This window comes from Mesorhizobium sp. B2-3-15, assembly GCF_006442875.1.
GTDB classification, from domain to species: Bacteria; Pseudomonadota; Alphaproteobacteria; order Rhizobiales; family Rhizobiaceae; genus Mesorhizobium; species Mesorhizobium australicum.
Genome location: NZ_VFVO01000008.1, coordinates 273726 through 298817 on the forward strand (window position 1 = coordinate 273726; position 25092 = coordinate 298817).

A 25092-nucleotide genomic window follows, 5' to 3' on the forward strand; every position below is an offset into this window, starting at 1 on the left:
GCGCCATATTTAAGTCTTGTCATTCCAGGGGAATTCGCAAACGAATTTTATTATGATTTCAACGCAATTATGTTGCCGTTACCTTCGCTTCGGCGGCCACACCACGGGTCTTTTTGCTAGTCGTCCCGGACCATTGCGATGAGCCTGGGATCGTGACGAGATAACCGCCGCATTGCCCGCCGCTTGTCCTTTTTGATGACGGCCGAAATTGGGCTGGAAACGCACTGCAGTTGCACGCTGCTTCCACGCTTCCAAATTCGGGATCGCTCACGCAGGTTCACAATCGCCGGCAGCTAGTCTCCTGCGCCTCGGTAGCGCCGGACCGGGTTCTTCACATCTCAATCAAGACATAGGCCACGCCAAAGATGGCGCCCATCAGAATGGCAAAAAAGCCATCCCTTAGTGCATGGCGGACATCTCGAAACCCGGTCCATCGACCGCACTTCGTCCAAAATTGATCGGCAACCCGTCAACGGGTTGTCACCCCTGTCCAATCCGGGGATCGGTATCGCGATATGAAGGACGAGATCAAGCATCCTCATGTGCAAGACGGTGGTAAGCCGAAAAAGCATCGCCATTTAAGACAGAGTGCAATCCAGCCAAAGCAGGGGCCACCACGGCTTCATCTGCGTTGGCAGACTGGACGGCGTAAGCGGGATATGAGAACTGCGGCGTTTCGGGCACCAGGTGAAGCCGTCCGGCCTCGATATGGGGTTGTACAGCGCTCATCCTGAAATAGCCGGATCCACCAACCGAAAGAATATAGCTGAGCGCAAGCGGGCCGAGATCCATAAAAAGATCCGGCGCGACGTCAGGGAAATTCATGCCATGATGAAACGTAAAATCTGGCCCCCAGTCTATGTGCGCGTAGTCTATGCTGCCCGCCAGGCGTGCTTCCAGATCGGTTGTCACGAGCACGAGTTTTTCTTCCAGGAGCAGATCGATCTTCAGGCCGGGCCGATGCTGGGGCGCATACATGATTGCCACGTCGACGAGCCCGGATGCGACTTGATCGATTAGGTCCTGCGGCACATCGACGTGCACATGAAGCGCGACATCCGGAAGGGATTGACGCATCCATCGAACCCAGTCGAGCAGAAGGGGCTCGGCGATGCTGATTTCGCTACCAACAGTCAGAACAGCACGACGGCCGGGTGGAACAGCAACCTGGTGAAGAGTGCGCTGCCACAACTGAACGAACATCGGAGCGTGGCGTAGGAACTGCTCGCCGGCGGGAGTGAGCGAAGCGCCGCCTTTGTGGCGGACGAAAAGTTGGCGACCCAGTTGTTGCTCAAGGCTGCGAATTCGCGCGCTCACGGTTGTCTGGGCGACATTCAACCGTTCGGAGGCCCGGATGAAGCTTCCGCTGGAAACAATCTCAAGAAAAGAACGAGCAAGCTCGACGTCCATGAAAAAACATAACATAAAAACTGCGTTTAAATGACAGATAAATTGCGTTCTGAAGTGCCCCCCATTTGGCGTGGCCATCCGATCAAGCCATATCGAATCCAAAAGCAACAACAATTCGGATCTATCATAAAATCGGTATTCATTTGTCGATTAAATTCGTTTGCTACGCGGCATACGCCAACAATACGCTCCGAGAAATCCACCAAGCTTAGCGCTGGATGCTGCGCAGCGCCGGTTGGAGCGGGCGCAGGCTCTCTCCACCTACCCATCGTTTTGCCTGCAGCGTCACAGGAGGAATCATGTCGAGGGAAGAAAAGAGCAAAGGCGATGTGGGGCGGCGTGAGTTTCTGAAGCTGTTCGGCGCGGCTGGAGCTGCCGGAGCGGCGGCGAGCACCCTGCCGCTTGGGGCATCCGCTTCGGCGGACGAAGTCATAGCTGCGACCGCTGACACAAAACATCATCACGTTGCCGAAGCCACCGAACCTCAGGCTGGAGGCATTGGCTACGAATTCTTCAACATCGATGAGTCCGCTTTCATCGAGGCGGCGGTCGATACGCTCATTCCAAGCGATTCAACAGGTCCCGGCGCCAAGGAACTCGGCGTCGCGATCTATATCGATCGGCAGATGGCCGGCGGATACGGCAAGGGCGACCGCCTGTATCTGGAAGGGCCATTTGGCGAGGGTACGCCCGAGCAGGGCTATCAATTGCCGATGACGCCATCGGAACTTATCCGGGCCGGCATCGCCGATATCAGTGCATACGTACAGAAGAACCACAAGAGCACCTTCGACGGCCTTTCGGCAAAGGATCGTGCCGCGGTGATGACCGAACTCGACGGCAAGAAGGTCGAGCTTTCAACGGTGCCGACCGCGACCTTCTTCGGGCTTCTGCTCCAACTCACGATTGAGGGCTATCTGGCCGACCCGATGTATGGCGGAAACAAGGACAGGGCGGCCTGGAAGATGATCGGATTCCCAGGCGCCGACGCCATGTACATGGACAAGATCGAACCCTTTCGGAACAAGCTCTATACGGCTGAACCGAAGGGTATCCAGGATCTGGTTTAATCGGCGAAAGAACAAGGAGACTATAACATGGCCACCAAATTGAACGCGGTCGATGTCTTGATTGTCGGATTGGGCTGGACGGGCGGCATCATTGCCAAGGAACTTGCTTCGACCAAGCTGAAAATCGTCGCCCTTGAGCGGGGAGGCCCGCGTGACACCAATCCGGACTTCATCGACCCGCAGATCCATGACGAACTGCGTTACGCCGCCCGCTACGATCTCATGCAGAACGTCCGGCGGGAAACCATCACGTTCCGCAACAGTGAAGCGCAAACGGCGCTGCCGATGCGGCAACTCGGCTCGTTCCTGCCTGGCCAGGGCGTTGGCGGCGCCGGCGTGCACTGGAACGGTGTGACCTGGCGCTGGCTCGAATGGGACCATCAGGCGCGCACCCGGACGGTCGACAAATACGGCGAAAAGATCATCCCGTCGGATATGCACCTGCAGGACTGGCCGATCACCTATGACGATCTCGAACCCTATTATGACAGGTTCGAAAAAACCTGCGGCACATCCGGCAAGGCCGGCAATATTAACGGCCGGAAAATCGATGGTGGCAACATCTTCGAGGGATCGCGAAAGGACGAGTACCCCAATCCGCCTATGATTGCCGCGCAGAGCATGGTGATGTTCGAGAAGGCGGCCCGCGATCTCGGCTATCACCCGTTCCCCAACCCATCGTCCAACGCGTCGCGGGATTACGTCAATCCCGATGGCGTGGCCTTCGGCCAGTGTCACTACTGTGGATTCTGCGAACGTTTCGGCTGCGAGGCGAATGCCAAGGCCAGCCCGCACTTCACCGTCATTCCGCTGGCGCTGAAGAACCCGAATTTCGAACTGCGCACCAACTCGATCGTGATGAAGGTCAATCTCGACTCGACCCGCAAGAAAGCGGTCAGCGTCACCTATCTCGACGCACGCGGGCGCGAATTCGAACAGCCCGCCGACCTCATCATCCTGTCGGCCTATGCGCTCGGCAACGTCAACCTGCTGCTGCAATCGGGCATCGGCGTGCCTTATGACCCGGCAACAGGCAAGGGAGTGGTCGGCCGCAACTACGCGTATCAGTGCGGTGGCGGGGCTACGGCCTTCTTCGATAAGGAAACCATCCTCAATCGCTTCATGGGCGCCGGCGCGCTCGGCACGACCATGGACGATTTCAACGGCGACAACTACGATTTCGTGAAGGCCGGCTACATCGGCGGCGGCGGCATCAGCTGCAGCAACTCGGGCGCCCGGCCCATCCAGTCGCATCCAACTCCGCACGGCACTCCGCGCTGGGGCTCCGCCTGGAAGAAGGCAGTGGTCGACAATTACGACCACGCGGCCAGCGTCGGCAATCAAGGCGCGGTGATGGCTTACCGGCAGAACTATCTTAGTCTCGACCCAACCTACACCGACGTCTTCGGGCGTCCATTGATGAGGATGACGTTCGACTTCCAGGACAACGAGGTCAAGCAGATGAACGGTCAGGCCGACATCTGCGTGAAGATCGCCAAGGAGATGGGTGCGACCAAGGTCGATCGGAGCATTCCGCCCGTGCCCTATTCGATCGTGCCTTATCAAAGCACGCACAATACGGGTGGGGCAGTGTTTGGAGCCGATCCGAACACCAGCGTCCTGAACAAATACCTTCAGGTCTGGGATGTCCCGAACGTGTTCGTGACCGGCGCTTGCGTGTTTCCGCAGAACGCCGGGAAGAACCCGACCGGACCCGTAGGCGCTCTTGCCTACTGGGCGGTGGACGCGATCAAGAACACGTATCTGAAGAACCCCGGCCCACTGGTTTCCTCCTGAGGCAACGCTGCCGGATCCGGATCCGCGGTTCGGGTCCGGCAGACTGGGTGTGTTTCGAATCCCATATTGTAGGGGCCGGTTCGGCAGGAACCGACCCAGCCACTCACTGAAAGAAGCAAACATGAAATCGACTTTGCTTGGATTGACAACCGCAATTCTCACTACAGTGGGGTCGGCCCATGCGCTGGAGGCATCCCCCGGCAACGCCGAAGCCGGCGCAGCCGTCTTCAAGAGGTGCATGGCCTGCCACTCGGTCGGCCCAGACGCAAAGAACGGAGTAGGTCCGGTCTTGAATGGCATCGTCGGCCGAGCGGCCGGCGTGTATCCGGGCTACGATTATTCCGCGGCGAACAAGAATTCCGGTCTGACCTGGGATGAACCGACCCTGACGATCTATCTGCACGCGCCGCGCAAACTGGTCCCCGGCACAAAGATGACGTTTGCCGGTCTCAGCAAGGATCAGGACATCGCCGACGTGATCGCCTATCTGAAACAGTTCAACGCGCAGGGCCAGAAGGTCGGTCCTTGAGTCAGGGGGCAACCTTCCGGATCGCAAAGCACGACCTTTATGAAGTTCCTGCTGCACCAGGGCCTGGGATATTCCTCGATCCATCGGATCGGTGACTACCTGCGCAGCCATGGTGCGGGTCGTCACTGGATCGAGCGATATCGCGGCGACGTCTTTCTGGTCGTATCGGACGAAGTCGACGAGGCGATCCTTAGAAATGAATTCTCCGAACGTCTTGATGCGGTCAACGAGACGGACGGAGACGGGACGAGGTCGATGAGTGAAAAAATCTTCAATGACAGAATAAAATTGAAACGGGCATATGAGAGTCCCGCTGCCGACGACGGCAAACGAGTGTTGGTTGACCGGCTTTGGCCGCGCGGGGTCAAGAAGACCGACGCCGCCATCGACCATTGGCTGAAGCAACTCGCGCCAAGCACCGAGCTTCGGAAATGGTTCGGACACGATCCGGCCCGCTGGGATGAATTCCGCCGGCGATATGCGGCGGAAATCCATGAGCATCGCGATGAACTCGAGCAGCTGCGCGACATGACGCGCGAGGGCGTCGTTACACTCGTCTACTCGGCTCATGACGAGGCCCACAACGATGCCATCGTCCTTAGAGAGATTTTGCTGAGACACCGATAGAGACGGGGCGCTCCCCCACTGTCATCGGGCGTGCGATCGCGGCCACGACAACAAACTCTCCGGGAACCAAAGCAGAAAACACCCATCCAATGATCGATGGGCGTTCACCTTAGAGGAGAAGACTATGAAATTCTTCGTCGATACCGCCGATATATCCGAAATTCGTGAGCTTGCCGCCGCTGGCGTTCTCGACGGGGTGACCACAAACCCGTCGCTTGTAGCAAAGACCGGCCGCCCGATCAGGGATGTGATCAAGGAAATTTGCCAGACGATCGAGGGCCCGGTCTCAGCAGAGGTCACCGCGATCGACTTCGACGGCATGATCGCCGAAGGAGAGCGTTTGGCCAGCATTGCCGCCAATGTGGCCGTCAAGGTGCCATCGACCTGGGACGGGCTCAGGGCTTGCCGGGCTCTCAGTCAGCTCGGCCACAAGGTCAATGTCACCCTGTGCTTTTCAGCCAACCAGGCATTGCTCGCCGCCAAGACAGGCGCGACCTTCATTTCGCCGTTCGTCGGCAGGCTCGACGATCTTGGTCTGGACGGCATGGAGGTGATCCGGGAAATCCGCAAGATCTACGACAACGACAAATCCTTCACGACGGAAATCCTAGCGTCTTCAATTCGCACCCCTCTCCATGTCAAACAGGCGGCGATCGCCGGCGCCGATATCGCGACCGTGCCACCTGCGGTGCTCAGAAACCTCGCCAGACATCCACTCACCGACAAGGGCCTGGCGTCCTTTCTCGCCGACTGGGGTAAGACGGGGCAAGTAATCCTGTAATTGCCTGCCCGGGATCACGCGAGGAGCAATCATAAATATTGCACACAACTGTCGATTAAATTCGTTTGCATGATAGCAGAGATGGCGAGAAACTGTAACAGACGTCCAATCGGCATCGAGTGCCATGTCTGCACGTTTAAGCACATGCGGTGCCGAGAGCCTGAAGACGCACGATCAGGTGAAGGTATTCAGAGGCTGGCGGGCCTGAGTTCCCGCTTCTCGTCGGTATAGGCGATTTCAACACCTGATCGCCAAGGGAGAAGAAAATGGCTGAAGGCCATAACAAACCGAACGGGCCGGATCTGGTCCAGGGGATCGCGTTGTCCGATCTTCCCGATGGTGCAAAGCTTGTCGGCCATTGCGGCGATGAGCAGGTGCTGCTTGTGCGCCGCGGGGCGGAGGTCTTCGCCGTCGGGGCGACCTGCACACATTACGGCGGGCCGCTCGTCGAGGGTCTTGTATTGGAGGATACCGTCCGGTGTCCTTGGCATCATGCGTGCTTCGATTTGCGCACAGGCGAGGCTTTGCGCGCCCCCGCCTTCAATCCACTCGCCTGCTGGTCGGTGGAACAACGCGATGATCGGATATTCGTCGGCGAGAAAATCAAACGGACGGTTCCGAAACCGCGTTCTGGAGGCTCCAGCCAAGTCCCCGAGAAGATCGTCATTGTCGGCGGAGGCGCCGCGGGTTTCGCAGCGGCCGACATGCTGCGGCGCGAGCAGTTCCAGGGCAGCATCGTGATGATTAGCGAGGACCAATCGGCGCCCGTCGACCGGCCGAACCTCTCCAAAGACTACCTCGCGGGAAAATCGCCGGAGGACTGGATCCCGCTCCGCAGGGAGAAATTCTATTCAAAAAACAACATCGACCTCCGTCTCGACACGAAGGCCGTTGATATCGACCTGCGTTCCCGCGAGGTCGTCCTCGCTGATGAAAGAAGGGTTCCTTACCACAGGCTGCTGCTTGCGACCGGCGCCGAACCCGTCCGCCTGACCATCCCCGGCGCCGACTTGCCGCACGTTCACACGCTGCGCTCGTTCGCAGACTGCAAGGCGATCATCGAGCATGCCGCGACTGCCCGTCGGGCGGTCGTGCTTGGCGCCAGTTTCATTGGCCTGGAAGTTGCCGCGGCTCTGCGCGCGCGCGCGATCGAAGTTCATGTCGTGGCGCCGGAAAAACGGCCCATGGAGCGCGTCCTCGGCCCGCAAATGAGCGACTTCATCCGCGCCTTGCATGAAGAGCATGGCGTCGTATTCCATCTCGAGGATACAGCGAGCAGCATCGACGCCAAGAAGGTAAATCTCAGCAGTGGCGGCTCGTTGTCGGCAGATTTCGTCGTCGTCGGCATCGGCGTGCGGCCGCGGATCAGACTTGCCGAGACGGCGGGGCTGGTCGTTGACCATGGCGTTGTTGTGGACGCCTTTCTGGAAACGAGCGAGCCAGGGATATTCGCGGCCGGCGACATTGCGCGATGGCGCGATGCCCACAGCGGTGAGAACATTCGGGTCGAGCATTGGGTCGTTGCAGAGAGGCAGGGACGAACCGCGGCCCTCAACATGCTCGGCCAACGCGAGAAATTCAACGGCGTGCCGTTCTTCTGGAGCCAGCATTACGATGTTCCCATCAACTATGTCGGCCATGCCGAGCGATGGGACGAGATCGCGGTCGATGGGAATATCGCCTCCAGAGATTGCCTGCTGCGCTTCAGGCGCGAAGGACGCACGCTGGCTGTCGCTTCGATCTTCCGCGACATCGAAAGTCTGGAGGCCGAGGTGGAAATGGAGCAGCAAATGGCGACCTAGCAGAGCGCTCTCGGGCACCGCAGTCCGAAGAAGAGCGGAACCAGAAATGGCTGAACGGAATCCCATCATGACCGAAAGGAGTTCGAATTATGCCGACAATTCAACAGGAACTTAGCACCACCAATGGTTTGGGTACGGTCTCACCCGCTCAACATTATTCAACGATCGTCAAATTCATCAAGGCGGTCGGCAGGGAAGCGTCCAACACGACGCCGACCTCGGTTGAAATCTTCTCGAACGGCAGCCAGTGGTACTGTCAGGTCCGTCGCGGTAACAAAACGACCAAGCCGATGGGCCCCTATGCCAAACTACAGGCTGAGCGAATCCAGGATGCCCGGCGAATGCTGATCGCAAAAAGAGGCACAGCTAATCTCGTGTTTGAGTAGGGCGAGGAGCTTTGACGGGCGGCGCCAGTTGACGAACTGCTTCATTGCGATGATCGGTGCGACGTCGGGCTCTCAGCGCAGTACGCGCTTTTCTAACGCTTGATGACAGTTGTCGCGGAGCGTTTTCGCCGCACATCGCCGGTTGGCGTTCCTCCTTAGCCGACCGGCTCATTACTCACTCCCGGAAGGAAGTCCAATGGCCTACAAGTCAATCGTTCTCAATCTCGACATCGATGGTATGGTCGCTCCTGTCATCAAGCTCGGTGTCGATCTGGCCCGGCGGTTCGACGCGCGTCTGATCGGCCTTTCGGCTGCCGATGTTCCGCCACCCATCGTAATGGAAGGAGGCGTCGCATTCGACGGTGAGGACATGCTGCGCCAGCGGAAGAACATCGAGCGACGAATTGAGGACCTCCGCGCGGAATTCGAAGGTCTTGCTGGCGCGACGGTTGAGACGGAATGGCGCGGCGCGGTGGGCAATCCGACCCGCTTGCTGATCGACTCGGCGCGTGTGGCCGATCTCATCGTCACAGCATCGCCCGAAGGTGCCTCTTCTGGCGACACTCATCGTTCCACCGATCTGGGCAATGTAATCCTTCAGGCAGGACGGCCTGTATTTGTTGCCTCCACCAACCAGGAAAATTTCCGGATCAACAAGGTTATTGTCGGGTGGAAAGACACGCGTGAAGCCAGGCGCGCGGTTGCTGATGCCATGCCGTTTCTGCAAATGGCCAAGGAGGTTCGCGTGATCACGATCGACGATGACGCGACCGATGAAACCTCGAACAGCCTGGACGATGTTGTCGCCTTCCTCTCGTTTCACGGCGTAACGGCGAAGGCGGAAGTTTTTCGGGAAAAACCCGATGGCGGAACGATCGCCGACGTGGCCGACGCAATGCAAGCGGATCTGATCATATCCGGCGCCTACGGTCATAGCAGGTTCAGGGAGTGGATCTTCGGCGGTGCTACCCGCTCGCTGCTTGAAAATGATCGGCTGAACCGGGTGATGTCGAATTGATCACGTTGCTCGAACGGTCCATACGCTCAATCTGAATGACGCGAGAAGGACTGTGCCCGCTTTAGGATTTTCGTCGTGCCGTCCCCCGAGCCAGTTGCATGCCCCACGGTGTCGGCCTGAATAAGGAGGCCTTTCATGAACTCCGATACACCTGATACTGACCGCCTGGACTTCGGCATAGGCATCCCTCGGAGCCAACTCGCAGATGGCGCCATGCTCGCCGGCTATGTCGGCAAGGAGCCTGTCTTGCTGGCACGCCGGGGTGAGGAAATATTCGCCGTTGGATCGGTCTGTACACACTACGGCGCACCTTTGGCCGACGGGCTCCTCGTTGAGGATACTGTGCGTTGCCCTTGGCATCACGCCTGTTTCAGTCTGCGCACGGGGGAAGCGGTCCGCGCCCCTGCCCTATCATCAATCCCGTGCTATGACGTCGAGCAAACTGACGCTCACATGAGGGTTCGGGTGCGGCGCCAGCCTATAGCGCGTCGATCGCTTCCAGCCCGGACGGGCATGCCCGAGTCGATCGTGATCGTCGGCGGAGGCGCTGCCGGCCAGGCGGCCGCTGAAACCCTGCGGCGTGAGGGCTATGACGGCCGCCTGACGATGCTGAGCGCCGATGCGGCGGGCCCTTGTGACCGGCCCAACCTGTCGAAGGGCTATCTGGCGGGGACCGCGCCAGACAGTTCTAATCCGTTGCGCTCACCTGAATTCTACCGCGCTCAGGACATCGGACTGAAGCTGGGTGCGCATGTGGGGGTTGTCGATACACGCGCTCGGCACGTGGAGCTAACTGACGGGACTCGCTATGCCTACGACGCGCTCCTGCTGGCCACAGGCGCCGAGCCCGTGCGGCTAGGAGCGGGTGACGAACGGCCCCATGTCCACTACCTGCGAACGCTCGCCGACGCGCACGCGTTGAACGCCGACGCTGTGACGTCCCGTCGGGCCGTGGTCATCGGCGCCAGCTTCATCGGCCTGGAAGTCGCCGCTTCGCTGCGCACGCGGGGTGTCGAGGTCCATGTGGTGGCCCCCGGAGCAATCCCCATGCAACGAATTCTCGGGGACGACCTCGGCCGGCACATCCGGACGCTTCACGAGCATCATGGCGTCGTCTTCCACCTTGGCACGACGGCGGCGTCGATCGGTTCGAGCAGCGTTACCCTGAAGAACGGAGAGATCCTCGCGGCCGATTTCGTCGTCGCAGGGATCGGTGTGCGCCCTGCCCTGACGCTGGCCAAGCGGGCCGGGTTGGAGCTCGACCGCGGGGTCACGGTAGACACCTACCTGGAAACCAGTGTTCCGGGAATTTTCGCCGCCGGGGACATCGCCCGCTGGCCCGACCGTCTCACGGGTGAGAACGTTCGCGTGGAGCACTGGGTGGTCGCTGAGCGCCAGGGGCAGACCGCTGCACGAAATATGCTCGGGCTTCGCGAGCGGTTCGATTGCGTACCATTTTTCTGGACCGAACAGTACGATTTCAGCTTGGCCTACGTTGGCCACGCCGAAGGATGGGACGAGGCGGCAATCGACGGTAACCTTGCGGCAAGAGACTGCACAGTCACCTATCGGCGCGGTGGAGAGAAGGTGGCCGCAGCCTTCGTCCATCGCGACCTGGCGGGACTTCGCGCCGAACTGGAGTTCGAGCAGGCGATGGGCAAGAACGGGTGACTGCCAAGCCTCAGCCAAATGCGCCAAAATTGACCCTACCCAGGCGGAGCACCGAGAAATGACGGAACACAAGAAGGCACCACGGCGCCGACCCGCGACCGTCTCGATGACGAAACGGTTTGAAGTCGGGGATCGGGTGAGTTGGAACTCGGAGGCAGGTCGCGTCAACGGAACGATCATTCAGATTCATACCCAAGATATAGACTATAAAGGCCACACGCATCACGCGAGCCCGCAGTCTCCTCAATACGAGATCAAGAGCAGCAAGACCGACCACGTGGCCCTGCACCGCGGCCAGGTGCTGACCCGATTAAGCGACTGAGGGGAGCAACGCGTGGACGGGTCTCCCTGAACACGGACAGAACTTTCGGGCCATCGGGTGCCGAGTCCGCCGCACGCTGATCATGCCGCCGGCTCGTGAGGGGCAGCCGCGCTGCCCAGGACAGCAGAAACCCGGGTGCGCAAGTGAGGCACCAGTTCGTTCTCGAACCAGGGGTTGCGACGCAGCCAGACTGTGCTGCGCCACGAGGGATGGGGCAGCGGGATGACTGTCGGACCATAGGTGCGCCACGCGGCAACGGTCGCGGTCATCAAGCTCCCCGAGGCGTGTTGCAACGCCCACCGTTGAGCGTAACCGCCGACCAGGAGCGTCAGTTCCACTCTAGGCAAGCACGCCAGAAGCGACCGTCGCCAGAGCGCGGCACACCGGGACGGTGGCGGGTGGTCGCCCCCTTTGGGATTGGTCCCGGGAAAGCAGAACGCCATCGGAGCCACGCCAATTCGCGAATCCCCATAGAAGACACTGCGATCCAGCCCAAGCCACTCGCGCAAGCGGTCACCTGAGGGGTCGTCGAATGGCAATCCGCACTCATGCACCCGTCGTCCTGGCGCTTGGCCGCAGATCAAGAGCCGGGTCTCGGAAGTGACCTGCACCACCGGGCGCGGTTCATGGCTGAATTCCCCAGCACAGGCGCGACAGGAACGAATGCTCGAAAGCAACGCGTCAAGTTGCGGCGCTTCCGACCTAGCGCGTGTTTCGGGACTCCCCAAGTCGGGCCTAGTTGCAGCAACCTCAACCAAATCGTTCTAAACCTGTTGGTGTCCTACCTACGATCAGTTCAACTACTGACCATTGAATGTGGGAGCCAGGGTAAGATTCGACCAGCCGCCACTGGGGCAGCGCGACCGTTCGCCGCGGTGAGGCAAACCCCGACACGAGATCGGGCCGCGTCGACTTGTTTGGTCGACATGTCCCGCCTAGCTGTGGCCGCGTCAACCTCGCCGAACAACCGTTTCCGAAGTCAGATTTGGACGGCATCTATCCGACAAATGATTTCGATTGACCTTTTAACGCAGTTTTCATGTTATGATCGCCATGGACATCGAGCTCGCTCGCACTTTTATCGAAATCGTTTCGACAGGGAGTTTCATTCGGGCTTCGGAGCGCTTGAACGTCGCCCAGACGACCGTGAGCGCACGAATCCGTAACCTCGAGCAGCAACTGGGTCGCCAGCTTTTCGTCCGCCACAAGGGCGGCGCTTCGCTCACTCCCGCCGGCGAGCAGTTCCTGCGCCACGCCCCGATGTTCGTCCAGTTGTGGCAACGCACCCTTCACCAGGTTGCCGTGCCCCCGGGACGCCGAGCTGTTCTGACGGTCGGCAGCGAAGTCAGCCTTGCCCAACCCCTTCTGCTCGACTGGGTCCGATGGATGCGTCAATCCCTTCCGGATATCGCGCTTCGTGTGCACGTCGATGTGCCGCAGGACTTGATCAAACAAGTCGCATCCGGACTCGTCGACGTGGCGATCATGTACGCGCCCCAGCATCGACCCGGCCTGAAAATCGATCTGCTTCTGGAAGAAAAACTCGTGTTTGCGACCACCAATTCCGAAGCGCGCCTCTTGGACGGGTCTGATTATGTCTATATGGATTGGGGTCCGGACTTTGGACATCACCACGGGATGAGTTTCCCAACTGCTGCGCCCGATCTTACTTTCGATCTCGGTTCGCTCGCATTGAACTATGTTCTTGCGGTGGGCGGCTCGGGATATTTCAGGATGAGCTCTGTGCAGCCTCACATAGTGGCCGGCCGGCTGCACCTTGTGCCCGAAATGCCGCAGTTCTCCTATCCGGTTTACGCGGTGCAATCCGCAAATGCGGATGATAGCGTAATAGGTCCTGCCCTGACAGGATTGCATTCCGTCGCAAGCGCCGACAAATAATAGCAGCTCTTTTCGGCGTCTAAGTGTCCGCTTGGATTGACGGGAACAGGAGCTCCACTGTTGTCCCAATCCCTTGTTCACTCCTTATCCGGATCCGACCATTAACCGCCCGCGCCAATGCCTGCACTTGCAACATCCCTATCCCGGTGCCCTTCTCACCCTTTGTGGTGAAGAAAGGATCGAATACCTTCCGCAAGACTTCCGGAGCCATGCCGCAACCATGGTCTTTGACGCGAACGCGTGCGTAGGTACCCGGCCCGGGTGGGTCAGGTGTCATGGTCGTTTGCACGAATCGCTCAGTGATGACGTGAATCTCCCCGCCACCTGGCATCGCATCTCGCGCGTTTATGACGAGATTAAGCACTGCAGCGTCGAACAGCGCTGGGTCGATCAAGCAGTCCGGGACGTCGGAACCAAGCTCCAGCTTGACGCGGACATCGGGACCGGCGCCATACCTTAGGAGGGGCGCGAAAGACTTGAGGAACTCATTCAAATTGCCAGCATGGGCATCGAGTTCCTGATGCTTTGCGAAGGCGAGTAGCTGTGACGTTAGCTCGATCCCTCGATCGATCCCTTCCCGCGCTGCGGCAATGTAGGCACGCACGCTTTCGGGCGCGTCAGCTCTCCGCTCCGCGAGCCCGAGCCCGGATTGGATTACTGCCAGGAGATTTCTGAAATCATGGGCAATACCGCCAGTCATCTCGCCCAGCGCAGCAAGCCGGTGCGTCGCACGTTCGCGTTGCTCGACTGCAGTTCGGACATCGAGAGGCGTGTCGGGCATCGGAGTGCGCGCGTCGCGTTCGGCCCGAGATGTTCGTTGAGTTTCACACGGAAACACACAGCCTGTCATGGAAGTCGCCCCTAAAGGTCACTGACGACATCCGAGCAACCCGCGCTCCCATCAATATCGTCGTATTCTGTCTCATTTGTTGCTGAGGGCCGTTCCTTTCCATGCGCATGATCTAAACACGCCGGACGACCCTTTTCGTCATAATGTCCTCGACAATCGGGAATGCCTTGAGGACCTGCTCCGGTAGGTCGCCATTTGCTCCGACCATTTCAGACCAGCCGTGTGCCTCTGGTTCGCCGACGATGATACGGCCGACCATCCCGGCATGCTCATGGGGGACACAATAGTAATCGTACACCCCCTGCTCGGTGAAGGTAACCGAAAAGCTTTGCTTGGGCAGGAGGTAGTCGGAATCCCATGGTTTTGCCGCCTTGGGCATGCGAAGCGGTCGCTGTGTGGTTGTGTGCGAATTGCCAGGATTGAGATTGGTCCAGCGGACCGTCTGACCCGGTTTGATCAGAATACCGATCGGATCGAACCAGACTTGTGAACCGTCGTCGCTCCCTTGCATCTTGATTTCCACCATCTCGCCGGCCCATACCGACAGAGAAGACAGGGAAAGGGCGGCGGCGAGACCGCCGCCCGCGCCCAATATCTCACGGCGCGTGAGTATCATTTGGCGACCCGCGCCTCATCTGCGGCTGGGACATGCCACAGCACAACGTGGATATGCGGCTCTTCGACCCCTGGATGACCGGCATTGTAGTAGACGTCGACGTGGTCGACATTGCCGCCGGGCGCGGCGAGGTTGTCGAAGCGTTTGTCCGGATTGAGATCTTTGATCGGCAGCATATAGATGGTGCTGACAATTTTGCCGTCGTGATCATAGGCAAGGAACGGACCGGCCGGCAGTGTCGCCGGATCGACAAAAAGTTGGCCCATGCCAGGTAGGAAGTCGGGCAGCTTCACAAGCTTGCTGACCTGTTGGTAAGGCGCGGCTGGCGGGGATTTGGTGACCTCAGACGCCGCCATGGCGCAGAGCGAGCTGGCCATTGTCACGACAAGTGCGAGGGCGAGCTTCTTCATAGGTTATCTCCTTGCTGAATTCAAAAGTCGCGATGGCCGAATTTGGGAGACCGGTACACGAAATCGTTGTTTAGCTTGTTGATACGGCCAGTCGCGCCCTTCCAGTAAGTAGGAGACCCTTATTTTCGTCAAACGAAATTAGCAGGCATTTCAGTGCAGTAATTCTGCTTGCGCCGCCCGCACTGTTTGCTTGATTTCGCGAAATCTTTCACTACCTCTCAATTGCCATGAATATGTTCAGCCTCGATTTCCGGCGAGAGCCAAACAGCCTTAAAATGGGCTCTTAGCCCGGACGCGACAAGGCACTGGCTTCGCGGCCGGGACAGCCAGGATTCCACTTCATTCGAAGGTGAAGGCAGCCCTGCTTAAGCAGGGCGGCTGATCACTGCGATCGCGTTTGGATCGACACGAAGGTTGACGCTCATGATCTCCCCCATCTTGTCAGAAGAAGACATCTCGCTTGACCTCGTGACAAAGGGGAAGCAATCAGCCTTGTCAAAAATCGCGATTAGGATTGCGCGAAGAACTGGGGTTGACCAGCACGTGGTTCTGCGCGGTCTTTTCGACCGCGAGCGTCTCGGCTCGACCGGCATCGGCCGTGGCGTCGCGATCCCCCACGCTCTACTCAGCACAATCTACTCGCCTGTCGCGTCTTTGACTCGCTTGGCCCAGCCCATTGATTTCGAGGGTCCAGACGACGATCCCGTAGATCTCATTTACACTGTGCTCTGGCCGCGCTCTGCCTCTTCCGCCTTTCTCCCTGCTCTTTCGCAAATGTGCCGGTTGTTTCGGGGCTCTCAGGTTCGAGAGCAACTCCGGCAGGCACGGTCATCCGATGAGATGTTGGCGATCCTCGAAACTGAATCGCATCAGGAATTCCCCCCCAATTTGCATACTTCCCGGGTCCGACCTGACACCGAAATGTCCAGGCAGTTCGGCAACGCCTAGACTAGGTCCCCAGGCGACGTTGGGGCCGGACCTGGGAACTTTTCGAAAAGATACATTGACAGGCTATGTTTTATTGCCATCATTATGGGCGAGCCGAGGCTTGAACCCGCTTGGATGGGACAGAGGAAGCCAGGAGCAAACAGATGAGCCAGAATGATCAGAGCAGGAGGACGATCGTCGTCGACGGCGTCCCATTGCCGGAGCTGCTCGATGAGACAACGATCCGCGAGGTGGTCCACGGTTTTTACGGCGAAATTCGACATGATGACCTTCTCGGCCCCATTTTCCACGATCGGATCGAGCCAGACAGTTGGCCACAGCATCTAGCGAAGATGTGTGACTTCTGGTCTGCTACGTTGCTTCGGACGTCCCGATATGAGGGGCGGCCACTGCCGCCACACCTGGCCATAGCCGGCCTCGGCGAGACGCATTTCCGTCGCTGGTTAAAGTTGTTTCGCAAGACGGTGCACCGCATTTGCCCGCCCGAGGTGGCAGCGCTTTTTATCGACCGCGCGCTTCGGATCGCGCACAGTTTCCGTTTAGCAATTGCCTTCAACCGCGGTGAGACCACGATTGGCATCGCACCTATTGTCGAGAAGGACCTTTGATGCAGACTGGTTGGTAGGGATTCTCGCGCCAACAGCAGGAGAGATGCATGCGGCTGACTGCCTTCTCAGACTACGCGTTGCGAATGCTGATGTACGCCGCCTCCGCCGGTGACCGGCTGATCACGATCGAGGAAGCTGCGCGCGCCTTCAACATATCGAAGACGCATCTGAACAAGGTCGCCAATACCCTCACCCGCAACGGCTATCTGAAAGCCATCCGTGGCCGTTCCGGCGGCCTTGTTCTCGGACGGCGGCCCGAGATGATCCGGATCGGCGACGTCGTGCGGTTGACGGAGCCGGATTTCGCACTGGTTGAATGTTTCGCGACTGATGGAAACCAATGCGTACTAACTGCATCTTGCAAGCTTTCAGGGATGTTTGGTGAAGCGATTGCCTCGTTCCAGAGCACCCTGGACCGCTACACGCTGGCCGACCTCATGCTGACGCCGAGGGACTTCCTTGGCAGCCCGAAAAGACCCGCTGGCAACGGCGCCGCGCACAACGTCGCATGATTATTTCGTTACGTTTTGCTCCGATGGAGACGCCCCATGCCTGAACCAAAGAAGAAGGAAAAACCGTTACCGAGGGAGATCGATTCCGGTATCGACCCCGACAACAGCCTGCTGCCAATGCTTCTTGGCGGGCTTGTCTTGATAGTCCTCGGCGCGATTGTCGTCATGATGTTTGTCTAGTTGGCGACGCCCTGCATGACGCTGTGGCAAAAACATCGTTCAGCAGCATCCGTGCAATCAAGCGCCCGCGTGACGCCAATGTAAGGCGCGGGCACTCTCGTGATGTCGCCGCTGGGGATATGTTGTCTCAGAACAGAGTCCACTTGAGTCCGCCGAAGACAATCGGAGCGCATTAGGCGACAACATGGCGCCAGTTTACGACGGCGGTACGTGGCCGGACTGTGTGCGCCATCGGTGTTGGTGCCTAAGTACAATCGGGTCCGAGAATCCTCAGTCCGATGAAGTGAGTTCGTGAACAAAAAAGGCCGGATCAGGTTTGGAGGTAAATACCTCCAGAGGGGAACGCGTCGACGAATGGGGAGAAACGCCCGACGCAACACCTATGTGGGACGCGTGACCTTATCTATCAATATCAGGGTGGTGGACCAGCGACTTGGCGGCGCCAACTGAATGGGCCTTTTTGCGAGATCAAAATGGCAGGCAGAATTGCCTGCCATTTTACGACGGACGCGGCGCCGCCGACCCAGTGGGCCATTTTAGGGACAGTCCCGCATGGCATACCTCCCGAAGGCTGAAACCAGCGGACGCCCGATATTCAGACAGCCCGGCTTTCACGGGAAGGTGATGCGTGATGATGAAACTCCGTGTTGTGACGTGCGTTGTGAGCTCTGCGCGTCAGAGGCTTTCCCATGTATGAAGCGTGGTTTTCCAAACCTGTAGCCGTTGCCACCGGCATCAGCGGCGACATCCGAAACCTTACCAACGCTCGTGAGGCTTTTGACTTGCTCAACGACAAGTGGCGCAACGAAGGAAGCGCCAAGCATCGATCTGCACTACGAGCATGCCAGCAGGCGTTGAATGGCAACGTTCCGGCTGACATCGCCAGAGACGCTTTTATTGAAGCAGCGCGGGAAGCGCGCATGCTGGTCGGGTGAGTTGCGGTGACAAGAGCTTGCCCCGCGGTTCACGGCATCCATGAACGCGTCGACCTGCTTACATACTCAGAATGAAAAACGGAAAGCCGGCGGTGAGCTGCTGTGCTTCGGCTAGCGCTCGGAAAACTGAAGCAAGCAAGCCGACACCGTTCCGTTAGAATGCATCTCGCGTCGCCTTCAGCCCAAACAAACCTATGAGGAGGACGCCGAGTGAGTATCTTCGGAATAAGCGTGGACTGAGTCTGGGCGGCAACGGCGCTTTCCGATCTATCGATCTTCGCAAAGGCCTGCAACGTGGTTGGCGCCTTCGGGACTCCGGCAATGCCGCGGCGGTAGAGCAAATGGCCTTCGTCAAGTCAGCCATCGACCAAGCTACGTCAGCGGGCAGTTTCCGAATCATTCGGCAGCTTCGACCGATCTCGATGCCGGCACGATCCGCGCGGCACAATATTTGAACTCGGGGATCTTGCCGTAAGGATCGAGCATAGGATTGGTAAGCATGTTGGCCGGGCTCTCGTTAAAGCAGAACGGCATGAACACCATGCCATCGGCGACCTCTCGATCGGCCCGCAGAATGGCTTCGACGACGCCGCGCCGCGTCTCCACGTTTATCACGTCTCCCTGCGCAAGGCCGCGGCGCCTGATCTCGTAGGGATTCATCGCAGCAATGCCGTAGGGCTCGATCGCGTTGAGCACCCCGGCGCGGCGCGTCATGGCGCCCGTGTGCCAGTGCTCCAGCAAGCGCCCGGTGGTTAGCACCAGAGGATATTCGTCGTCGGGCACCTCGTCGGGGGGCAGGAGGTCGGCGGGCACGATGCGCCCGCGGCCATCCGCGGTCGGGAACCCGGTGGTGAAGACGATCTCGTTGCCAGGAACATCAGGACCATCGGCAGGATAGACGACGGACTCCTCGCGTTCGATGCGCTCCCAGGAAATATGCTTCAGCGACGGCATTACTTGCGCCATTTCGCCGAAGACATCCGAAACGTGTTTGTAGTTCCAGTCCAGCCCCATGCGTCTGGCAAGCTCGATGATGAGATCGAGATCCTGCCGCGCCTCGCCGGGCAGGTTGACGGCGGGTCGGCCGATCTGCACCTGCCTGTTTGTGTTGGTGTAGGTGCCGAGTTTCTCCGCATGCGCGGAGGCCGGGAGCACCACGTCGGCGTGCCATGCGGTTTCGGTCAGGAAGATGTCCTGAACTACCAGATGCTCAAGCTTGGCGAGTGCGGCGCGCGCATGGCTCTGGTCGGGATCGGACATGGCCGGGTTCTCGCCCATAATGTACATACCCCGGATCTCGCCGTCATGGATCGCGTCGACGATCTCAACGACGGTCAAGCCGCGTTTGGGGTCGAGCGCCTGGCCCCAGAAATTCTCGTACTGGCCGCGGATATCGGCATTCTCCACCGATTTGTAGTCGGGGAAATACATCGGGATGAGGCCCGCGTCTGAGGCGCCCTGGACGTTGTTCTGGCCGCGCAGCGGATGGAGCCCTGTGCCGGCGCGCCCGACATGGCCGGTGATCAGCGCCAGCGCGATCAGGCAGCGCGAATTGTCCGTTCCGTGGGTGTGCTGCGAAATGCCCATGCCCCAAAAGATCATCGAACGCTCCGCCTTGGCATAGGTGCGTGCCACATCGCGCAGCACACCGGCCTCGATGCCGCAGACGGGAGCCATCGCCTCGGGCGAGAAATCCTTCACCTTTGCCTTCAATGCCTCGAAGCCGGAGACGTTGGCCTGGATGTACTGCTGGTCATAGAGCCTCTCGTCGATGATGACGTGCAGCAGCGCGTTCAGCATCGCCACGTCGCTGCCTGGCTTGAAGCGGAGGCTGTAGGTCGCGTGGCGCATCAGTTCCTGGCCGCGCGGGTCAATCACGATCAGCTTGGTGCCGCGCTTTGCCGCTTGCTTGAAATAAGTCGCCGCCACTGGATGATTTGTCGCCGGCCGCGCGCCGATGATGATCACGCATTCGGCCTTCATGGCATCCATGAAAGGCGCCGAGACCGCGCCAGAGCCAACGCCCTCCATCAGAGCGGCCACCGATGAGGCATGGCAGAGCCGGGTGCAATGGTCGACATTGTTGGTCCCGAATGCCTGCCGAACGAATTTCTGGAAGAGATAGGCCTCCTCGTTCGAGCCCTTGGCGGAGCCGAAGCCGGCCAGTGCGTTGCCGCCATGGTCGTCGCGAATGCGCTTCAGCCCGCTGGCAGCGCGCTCCAGCGCTTCTTCCCAGCTGGCCTCGCGGAACACGGTGAGCGGGTCGACATCGCGCAGATCGATGTCGCCGGCTTTCGGCGCATCGTCGCGGCGGATCAGCGGCTTCGTCAGCCGTTCGGGCGACATCACATAGTCGAAGCCAAAGCGGCCCTTGACGCAGAGCCGGTTCTCGTTCGCCGGACCATTGCGGCCGTCGACCTGGACGATTTTATTGTCCTTGACGGCGACGCGCGTCTGGCAGCCGACGCCGCAAAACGGGCAGACCGTGTCGACAAGCTTGTCGAACGCTTGGACGACACGGGTCTTGCCGGTTTCGTCCATCAGCGATTTCTCGTAGAGCGCACCAGTCGGGCAAGCCTGGACGCATTCGCCGCAGGTGACGCAGGTCGACAGGCCCATGGGGTCGTGCATATCGAAGACAGGAACCGAGTGATTTCCGCGCTCGGCCATGCCGATCACGTCGTTGACCTGCACCTCGCGGCAGGCGCGCACGCAAGCGCCGCAGGTGATGCAGGCGTCGAGATTGACGGCAATGGCCGGATTGGTGATGTCGAATTCTGGCGCTAGCCCCTCCTCGGTGAACTTGGAACGGTATCGGCTGCCCGAAATTCCCATCGAACCGGCCCATTGCCAGAACGCAGACAGGTTGTCTGGACCGTCGCTCGCCGATCGCATGTTGCTTGCGAGGAGCTCGAATACCATCTCGCGTGATTTGCGGGCGCGTTCGGTATCGGTTTTCACGACCATGCCGGCAGAAGGCTGACGAACGCAGGAGGCAGCCAGCACGCGCTCGCCTTCGATGTCGACCATGCAGGCGCGGCAATTGCCGTCGGGACGGTAACCCGGCATGTCGACATGGCACAGATGCGGAATTTTTGTGCCCTGGCGCTTGGCGACATCCCAGATAGTCTCGCCAGGGGTGGCGCTTACGGTTTGCCCATCGAGGGTGAATACCGTGCTCTCGGCCATCAGAGGTCACTCCGGAAATGCGTCAGCAAATGATTGACCGGATTGGGCGCTGCCTGGCCCAGGCCGCAGATCGACGAATCGCGCATGACCATTTCGAGGTCGCGAATCTTGTCTTCCGGCATCAGACCCTGCTCCTGCAAGAGAGCCACCATTTTTTCGGTCCCGTCGCGACAAGGCGTACACTTCCCGCAGCTCTCATGCTTGAAGAATTTCATCAGATTGAGCGTGACCTGCTTTATATTGTCGGCCCGCGAGAACACGACGATAGCATGGGAGCCGACGAAGGCGCCCTGCTTGGCCAGATCGCCGCCGAAATCGAGCGGAATGTCGCCCAGTGTCGCTGGCAGGATACCGCCTGAGGCGCCGCCCGGCAAATAGGCCTTGAACTCTTGACCGTCCGCCATGCCGCCGCAATAGTCGTTGATCAATTCGCGTACCGTTACGCCGGCCGGCGCCAGCTTGACGCCGGGATTTTTCACGCGGCCGGAAACGGACCATGAGCGGATGCCGGGGTGGCCGGGCTTGCCCTGCGTAGCGAACCATTGCGCGCCCTTTTCGACGATGTCGCGGATCCACCAGAGCGTCTCGACGTTGTGGTTGAGCGTCGGTCGTCCGAACAGGCCGACCTCGGCGATGTAGGGGGGGCGGTGGCGCGGCATGCCGCGCTTGCCCTCGATGCTTTCCAGCATCGCACTCTCCTCGCCGCAGATATACGCACCCGCGCCGCGGCGGAGTTCGATGAACCCCGGCTTGACGATGCCGGTAGCTTCGAGTGCGGCGATCTCCTGACGAAGAATGGCGAGCACCGCAGGGTATTCGTCACGCATGTAAAGATAGATCCGTTCCGCCTCGACCGCGTGCGCTGCAATCAATGCACCCTCAAAGGCACGGTGCGGATCTTGCTCGAGATAGATGCGGTCCTTGAAGGTGCCGGGCTCGCCCTCGTCCCCATTGATCGACATCAGGCGCGGGCCCGGATAGGAGCGCACGATCTGCCACTTCTTGCCGGCAGGGAAACCAGCACCGCCCAGGCCCCTCAAGCCCGCATCGCCCAGGGTGGCGATGAGCTGGTCTGTGTTCAGCGTCCCAATCCGTACCTGCTGCAAAAGCTGGTAGCCTCCTGCCTGGCGATACGCCTCCAGTCCCACATAATCGGGTATGCTTACATCGGTCTCCGCTGCCGCGGCCATGCGCAGCAGGGCCTCGGCAGTTGCCTGGTCGACCTCGCGATTACCGATACGTGCGGCCGGCGCGCCAGCGCAGCGGCCCATGCAGGGCGCGCGCATGACCCTGATCGCCGGATCGGCGCCCGCTTGCAATTCGGCCAGGAGCGTCTCGGCGCCTGCCAGCATGCAACTCACTGAATCGCACACACGGATTGTCAGCGGTGCCGGCGGCATCTCGCCTTCCTTCACGACGTCGAAATGGTCGTAGAACGTCGCCACCTCGTAGACCTCTGCCTGCGACAAACGCATATCTTGTGCCAGCGCCCGCAAATGCCGCGCTGACAGGCACCCATATCGGTCCTGGATAAGGTGGAGGAATTCGATCACCAAGTCGCGCCGTCGCTGGCGCGCGCCAAGCAGCGCCTGGACCTCGGCGAGCGCGGCGTCATCCAGCGGCCTGCCCTTTGGTCCGCGATCACGCCGCCGCTGTTCCTGCATCGTCATGTGCTCGCCTCCCGCGTGCCCCTTACCTCGTAACGATATCCGGCGGACCATGATGTCGACTATGAGGCACGATATGTTCCCTGCACGACCAAGGCTGGGCGTTGCCAGGTCATATCGTGGAACCGCGGGAGATGTGGTGCAACCCTTCAGATCGTCGCAGCTTGCGCTTTTTCGATCACGAACACGATCCGATCGTCGTCGCGTTCCGTCGATTCAAGGCGCTCTCCCATTTCAGTGAGAAGATTTGGTATGTCGATGACCGCCAGTGGGTCCGTGCAGTGAACCTCGAGCCGATCGCCTGGCCTCAAGGCTTTCAGCGCCTTACGCGTCTTCAGTGCGGGCAAGGGGCATTTAAGCCCGGTCAGATCCAGCTTCGTCGTGGTGATCATGGCCAGCATGATGCCCGACGGGGCGTGGCATCGTCAATTGGAGCCTTGGGGTCTTGGCTCCTGCTTCTGGCGCGGCCGGACGGCTGTCACAGAAGACTGGAATAGGCGAGGAAGTTGACCGTGTGGCCCGGCTCGACATGGACTATCTCCTCACCCAGTTCGACGAGACCGTCCGTGGCGACCAGAGATGAAAGCAGTCCGGCGCCTTCTCGGGGGAACTTCGTCGCCTCGTAGGAACCATCCGCGGTCGCGTGCACGTTTGCTCGTACATACTCGCGCCGTCCCTGCTTCTTGCTGTAAGAAAAGCCGGCCCGCACAGCGATCGGGATCGGCGGTTGCTGCCGCGCCCCGACGAGGGCGAGGATCGCAGGGCGGGCAATATGGGCGAAGGTGACGAAGCTTGCCACCGGATTGCCAGGAAGTCCGATCAGCGGGATTCCATCGATCACGCCCATGGCGACGGGCCGGCCCGGCTTGATCGCAACGCGCCAGAACACCAAGGTTCCGGCGCTCTCGACAGCGGCCTTCACGCAGTCGGCCTCGCCCGTCGACACACCGCCCGAAGTCAGGATCAGGTCATGGCTCGATGCCGCTTCGCGCAGCTTTTCGGCAATCAGGCGGCTGTCATCCATCAGGATACCGAGATCGGTGACGTCGCAGCAGAGCCGAGCGAGCATTGCCGTAAGCATGAAGCGGTTCGAGTCGAAGAGCTGCGCTGGTCCGCGCAGGTCTCCAGGCGCAACGATTTCGTCCCCGGTCGAGAACACTGCGACACGTATCCTGCGCTTGACCTGGAGTTCGATGAATCCCAATGCGGCGGCGAGTGCCACATCTTGCGGCCGCAGCCGGTGGCCGGCTGGGAGGACGCCTTCACCCAGTGCGACATCCTCACCCATAGGACGGACATTGGCACCCGTTTTCAAGCCGGGCGGGAGAATGACCCGGCCAGATCCGTCCACGCTCACATCTTCCTGCATGAACACTGTATCGGCCCCCTTGGGCATTGGAGCGCCAGTGAAAATGCGCACCGTTTGGCCGGGCAGCACAGGTTCATCCGGCGCCATGCCGGCCTGAACCCTCCCGGCAACGGCGAACGCCGTTTTGACGGTTTGCGGCAGGTCGGCCCCTCGCACGGCATACCCATCGACCGCAGAATTTGTGAAGGGTGGCAGCGGCAGCGGTGCGACCATCTCCCTCGCCAGGAAGCGCCCATCCGCCAGCACGAGCGGGACCGCCTCGACCTCCTGCACGGCACTCAATTTCGAGGCGATTAGCGCGGCGGTCTCGTCGATGGGCCGCATCGGTCCGCCGAAAGCGAAGCAGTCATCCGAGATTTGCGCCATTTATGTTCCCACTGCACGAGGGTGCCGCCTTGGCAGCAATCGCATCAATCCGAGCTTTTTTTAATTAGCTTCGGTTGAACACCTGTAAGATACATCAGGCCAGAGCAGTGGCGAGCCAGAATACGACGTC

General features: G+C 59.8%; 25 protein-coding genes and 1 pseudogene. 17 read left to right on the plus strand and 9 right to left on the minus strand.

Annotated elements, in window-relative coordinates; all coding sequences use genetic code 11:
• Window positions 1-528 precede the first annotated feature (528 nt).
• A complete protein-coding gene (locus FJ954_RS18470; RefSeq protein WP_246681101.1) occupies window positions 529-1488 on the minus strand; it encodes a LysR family transcriptional regulator in 960 nt (319 codons plus the stop codon).
• Window positions 1489-1628: 140 nt separating this feature from the next.
• Here FJ954_RS18470 and FJ954_RS18475 point away from each other — a divergent pair, with 140 nt between their 5' ends.
• From FJ954_RS18475 to FJ954_RS18520, 11 genes and pseudogenes are all read left to right on the plus strand, one after another.
• Complete coding sequence (locus FJ954_RS18475; protein WP_140662307.1) at window positions 1629-2480, plus strand: gluconate 2-dehydrogenase subunit 3 family protein; 852 nt, start codon at window positions 1629-1631, stop codon at window positions 2478-2480.
• A gap of 27 nt (window positions 2481-2507) precedes the next feature.
• Window positions 2508-4277 carry a GMC family oxidoreductase gene (locus tag FJ954_RS18480; protein WP_140662309.1) on the plus strand — a complete coding sequence of 590 codons (1770 nt, stop codon included), beginning with the start codon at window positions 2508-2510 and terminating at the stop codon, window positions 4275-4277.
• Window positions 4278-4398: 121 nt separating this feature from the next.
• The gene (locus FJ954_RS18485; protein WP_140662311.1) at window positions 4399-4806 is read left to right on the plus strand and encodes a cytochrome c family protein; all 408 of its coding nucleotides are present in this window, start codon (window positions 4399-4401) and stop codon (window positions 4804-4806) included.
• Window positions 4807-4845: 39 nt separating this feature from the next.
• Complete coding sequence (locus FJ954_RS32385; protein WP_348641137.1) at window positions 4846-5433, plus strand: DUF488 domain-containing protein; 588 nt, start codon at window positions 4846-4848, stop codon at window positions 5431-5433.
• A gap of 124 nt (window positions 5434-5557) precedes the next feature.
• A complete protein-coding gene (fsa, locus tag FJ954_RS18495) occupies window positions 5558-6214 on the plus strand; it encodes a fructose-6-phosphate aldolase (protein ID WP_140662313.1) in 657 nt (218 codons plus the stop codon).
• Between the two features lie 266 nt (window positions 6215-6480).
• Window positions 6481-8016, plus strand: a complete 1536-nt coding sequence (locus FJ954_RS18500; protein ID WP_140662314.1) for an FAD-dependent oxidoreductase — start codon at window positions 6481-6483, stop codon at window positions 8014-8016.
• Window positions 8017-8105: 89 nt separating this feature from the next.
• Window positions 8106-8402 carry a hypothetical protein gene (locus FJ954_RS18505; RefSeq protein WP_140662316.1) on the plus strand — a complete coding sequence of 99 codons (297 nt, stop codon included), beginning with the start codon at window positions 8106-8108 and terminating at the stop codon, window positions 8400-8402.
• A 196-nt stretch (window positions 8403-8598) separates the two neighbouring features.
• A complete protein-coding gene (locus FJ954_RS18510) occupies window positions 8599-9420 on the plus strand; it encodes a universal stress protein (RefSeq protein ID WP_140662318.1) in 822 nt (273 codons plus the stop codon).
• Window positions 9421-9555: 135 nt separating this feature from the next.
• Window positions 9556-9870 (plus strand): annotated as a pseudogene (locus FJ954_RS32390) (Rieske 2Fe-2S domain-containing protein); the annotation flags it as partial.
• A 63-nt stretch (window positions 9871-9933) separates the two neighbouring features.
• Window positions 9934-11091: an FAD-dependent oxidoreductase gene (locus FJ954_RS18515; RefSeq protein WP_348641140.1), complete on the plus strand. Its 1158-nt coding sequence runs from the start codon at window positions 9934-9936 to the stop codon at window positions 11089-11091.
• 106 nt (window positions 11092-11197) lie between these two features.
• Window positions 11198-11413, plus strand: coding sequence for a DUF2945 domain-containing protein (locus tag FJ954_RS18520; protein WP_140662456.1), 216 nt, complete (start codon window positions 11198-11200; stop codon window positions 11411-11413).
• Window positions 11414-11493: 80 nt separating this feature from the next.
• Here FJ954_RS18520 and FJ954_RS18525 read toward each other — a convergent pair whose 3' ends face one another.
• On the minus strand, window positions 11494-12141 hold the full coding sequence (locus FJ954_RS18525; protein WP_140662322.1) for a uracil-DNA glycosylase family protein: 648 nt from the start codon (window positions 12139-12141) through the stop codon (window positions 11494-11496).
• A 325-nt stretch (window positions 12142-12466) separates the two neighbouring features.
• Between FJ954_RS18525 and FJ954_RS18530 the strand changes: the two genes are divergently transcribed.
• Window positions 12467-13312: a LysR family transcriptional regulator gene (locus tag FJ954_RS18530; RefSeq protein WP_140662458.1), complete on the plus strand. Its 846-nt coding sequence runs from the start codon at window positions 12467-12469 to the stop codon at window positions 13310-13312.
• Between the two features lie 19 nt (window positions 13313-13331).
• On the opposite strand, the gene FJ954_RS18535 is transcribed toward FJ954_RS18530, so the two are convergent.
• From FJ954_RS18535 to FJ954_RS18545, 3 genes are all read right to left on the minus strand, one after another.
• On the minus strand, window positions 13332-14093 hold the full coding sequence (locus FJ954_RS18535; RefSeq protein ID WP_140662323.1) for an ATP-binding protein: 762 nt from the start codon (window positions 14091-14093) through the stop codon (window positions 13332-13334).
• Between the two features lie 181 nt (window positions 14094-14274).
• Entirely contained in the window at window positions 14275-14778 is a 504-nt protein-coding gene (locus tag FJ954_RS18540) for a plastocyanin/azurin family copper-binding protein (RefSeq protein ID WP_181177859.1), read from the minus strand.
• Window positions 14775-15188 carry a DUF5602 domain-containing protein gene (locus FJ954_RS18545; protein WP_140662325.1) on the minus strand — a complete coding sequence of 138 codons (414 nt, stop codon included), beginning with the start codon at window positions 15186-15188 and terminating at the stop codon, window positions 14775-14777. Before FJ954_RS18545 ends, FJ954_RS18540 begins: the two co-directional genes overlap by 4 nt.
• A gap of 423 nt (window positions 15189-15611) precedes the next feature.
• On the opposite strand from FJ954_RS18545, the gene FJ954_RS18550 reads away from it, so the two are divergent.
• From FJ954_RS18550 to FJ954_RS18565, 5 genes are all read left to right on the plus strand, one after another.
• Window positions 15612-16136: a PTS sugar transporter subunit IIA gene (locus FJ954_RS18550; protein ID WP_140662326.1), complete on the plus strand. Its 525-nt coding sequence runs from the start codon at window positions 15612-15614 to the stop codon at window positions 16134-16136.
• 143 nt (window positions 16137-16279) lie between these two features.
• The gene (locus FJ954_RS18555) at window positions 16280-16744 is read left to right on the plus strand and encodes a group III truncated hemoglobin (protein ID WP_140662328.1); all 465 of its coding nucleotides are present in this window, start codon (window positions 16280-16282) and stop codon (window positions 16742-16744) included.
• A gap of 47 nt (window positions 16745-16791) precedes the next feature.
• Entirely contained in the window at window positions 16792-17256 is a 465-nt protein-coding gene (locus tag FJ954_RS18560; RefSeq protein ID WP_140662330.1) for an Rrf2 family transcriptional regulator, read from the plus strand.
• Between the two features lie 36 nt (window positions 17257-17292).
• Window positions 17293-17436, plus strand: a complete 144-nt coding sequence (locus FJ954_RS31635) for a hypothetical protein (RefSeq protein WP_181177860.1) — start codon at window positions 17293-17295, stop codon at window positions 17434-17436.
• A gap of 689 nt (window positions 17437-18125) precedes the next feature.
• On the plus strand, window positions 18126-18371 hold the full coding sequence (locus tag FJ954_RS18565) for a DUF982 domain-containing protein (protein WP_064994254.1): 246 nt from the start codon (window positions 18126-18128) through the stop codon (window positions 18369-18371).
• Window positions 18372-18767: 396 nt separating this feature from the next.
• Here FJ954_RS18565 and fdhF read toward each other — a convergent pair whose 3' ends face one another.
• From fdhF to glp, 4 genes are all read right to left on the minus strand, one after another.
• Window positions 18768-21560, minus strand: a complete 2793-nt coding sequence (gene fdhF, locus FJ954_RS18570; protein ID WP_140662332.1) for a formate dehydrogenase subunit alpha — start codon at window positions 21558-21560, stop codon at window positions 18768-18770.
• Window positions 21560-23230 carry an NAD(P)H-dependent oxidoreductase subunit E gene (locus FJ954_RS18575; protein ID WP_140662334.1) on the minus strand — a complete coding sequence of 557 codons (1671 nt, stop codon included), beginning with the start codon at window positions 23228-23230 and terminating at the stop codon, window positions 21560-21562. Before FJ954_RS18575 ends, fdhF begins: the two co-directional genes overlap by 1 nt.
• A gap of 146 nt (window positions 23231-23376) precedes the next feature.
• Entirely contained in the window at window positions 23377-23628 is a 252-nt protein-coding gene (locus tag FJ954_RS18580; protein WP_140662336.1) for a sulfurtransferase TusA family protein, read from the minus strand.
• 77 nt (window positions 23629-23705) lie between these two features.
• Window positions 23706-24962: a gephyrin-like molybdotransferase Glp gene (gene glp / locus FJ954_RS18585; RefSeq protein WP_140662338.1), complete on the minus strand. Its 1257-nt coding sequence runs from the start codon at window positions 24960-24962 to the stop codon at window positions 23706-23708.
• Window positions 24963-25092: the final 130 nt, after the last annotated feature.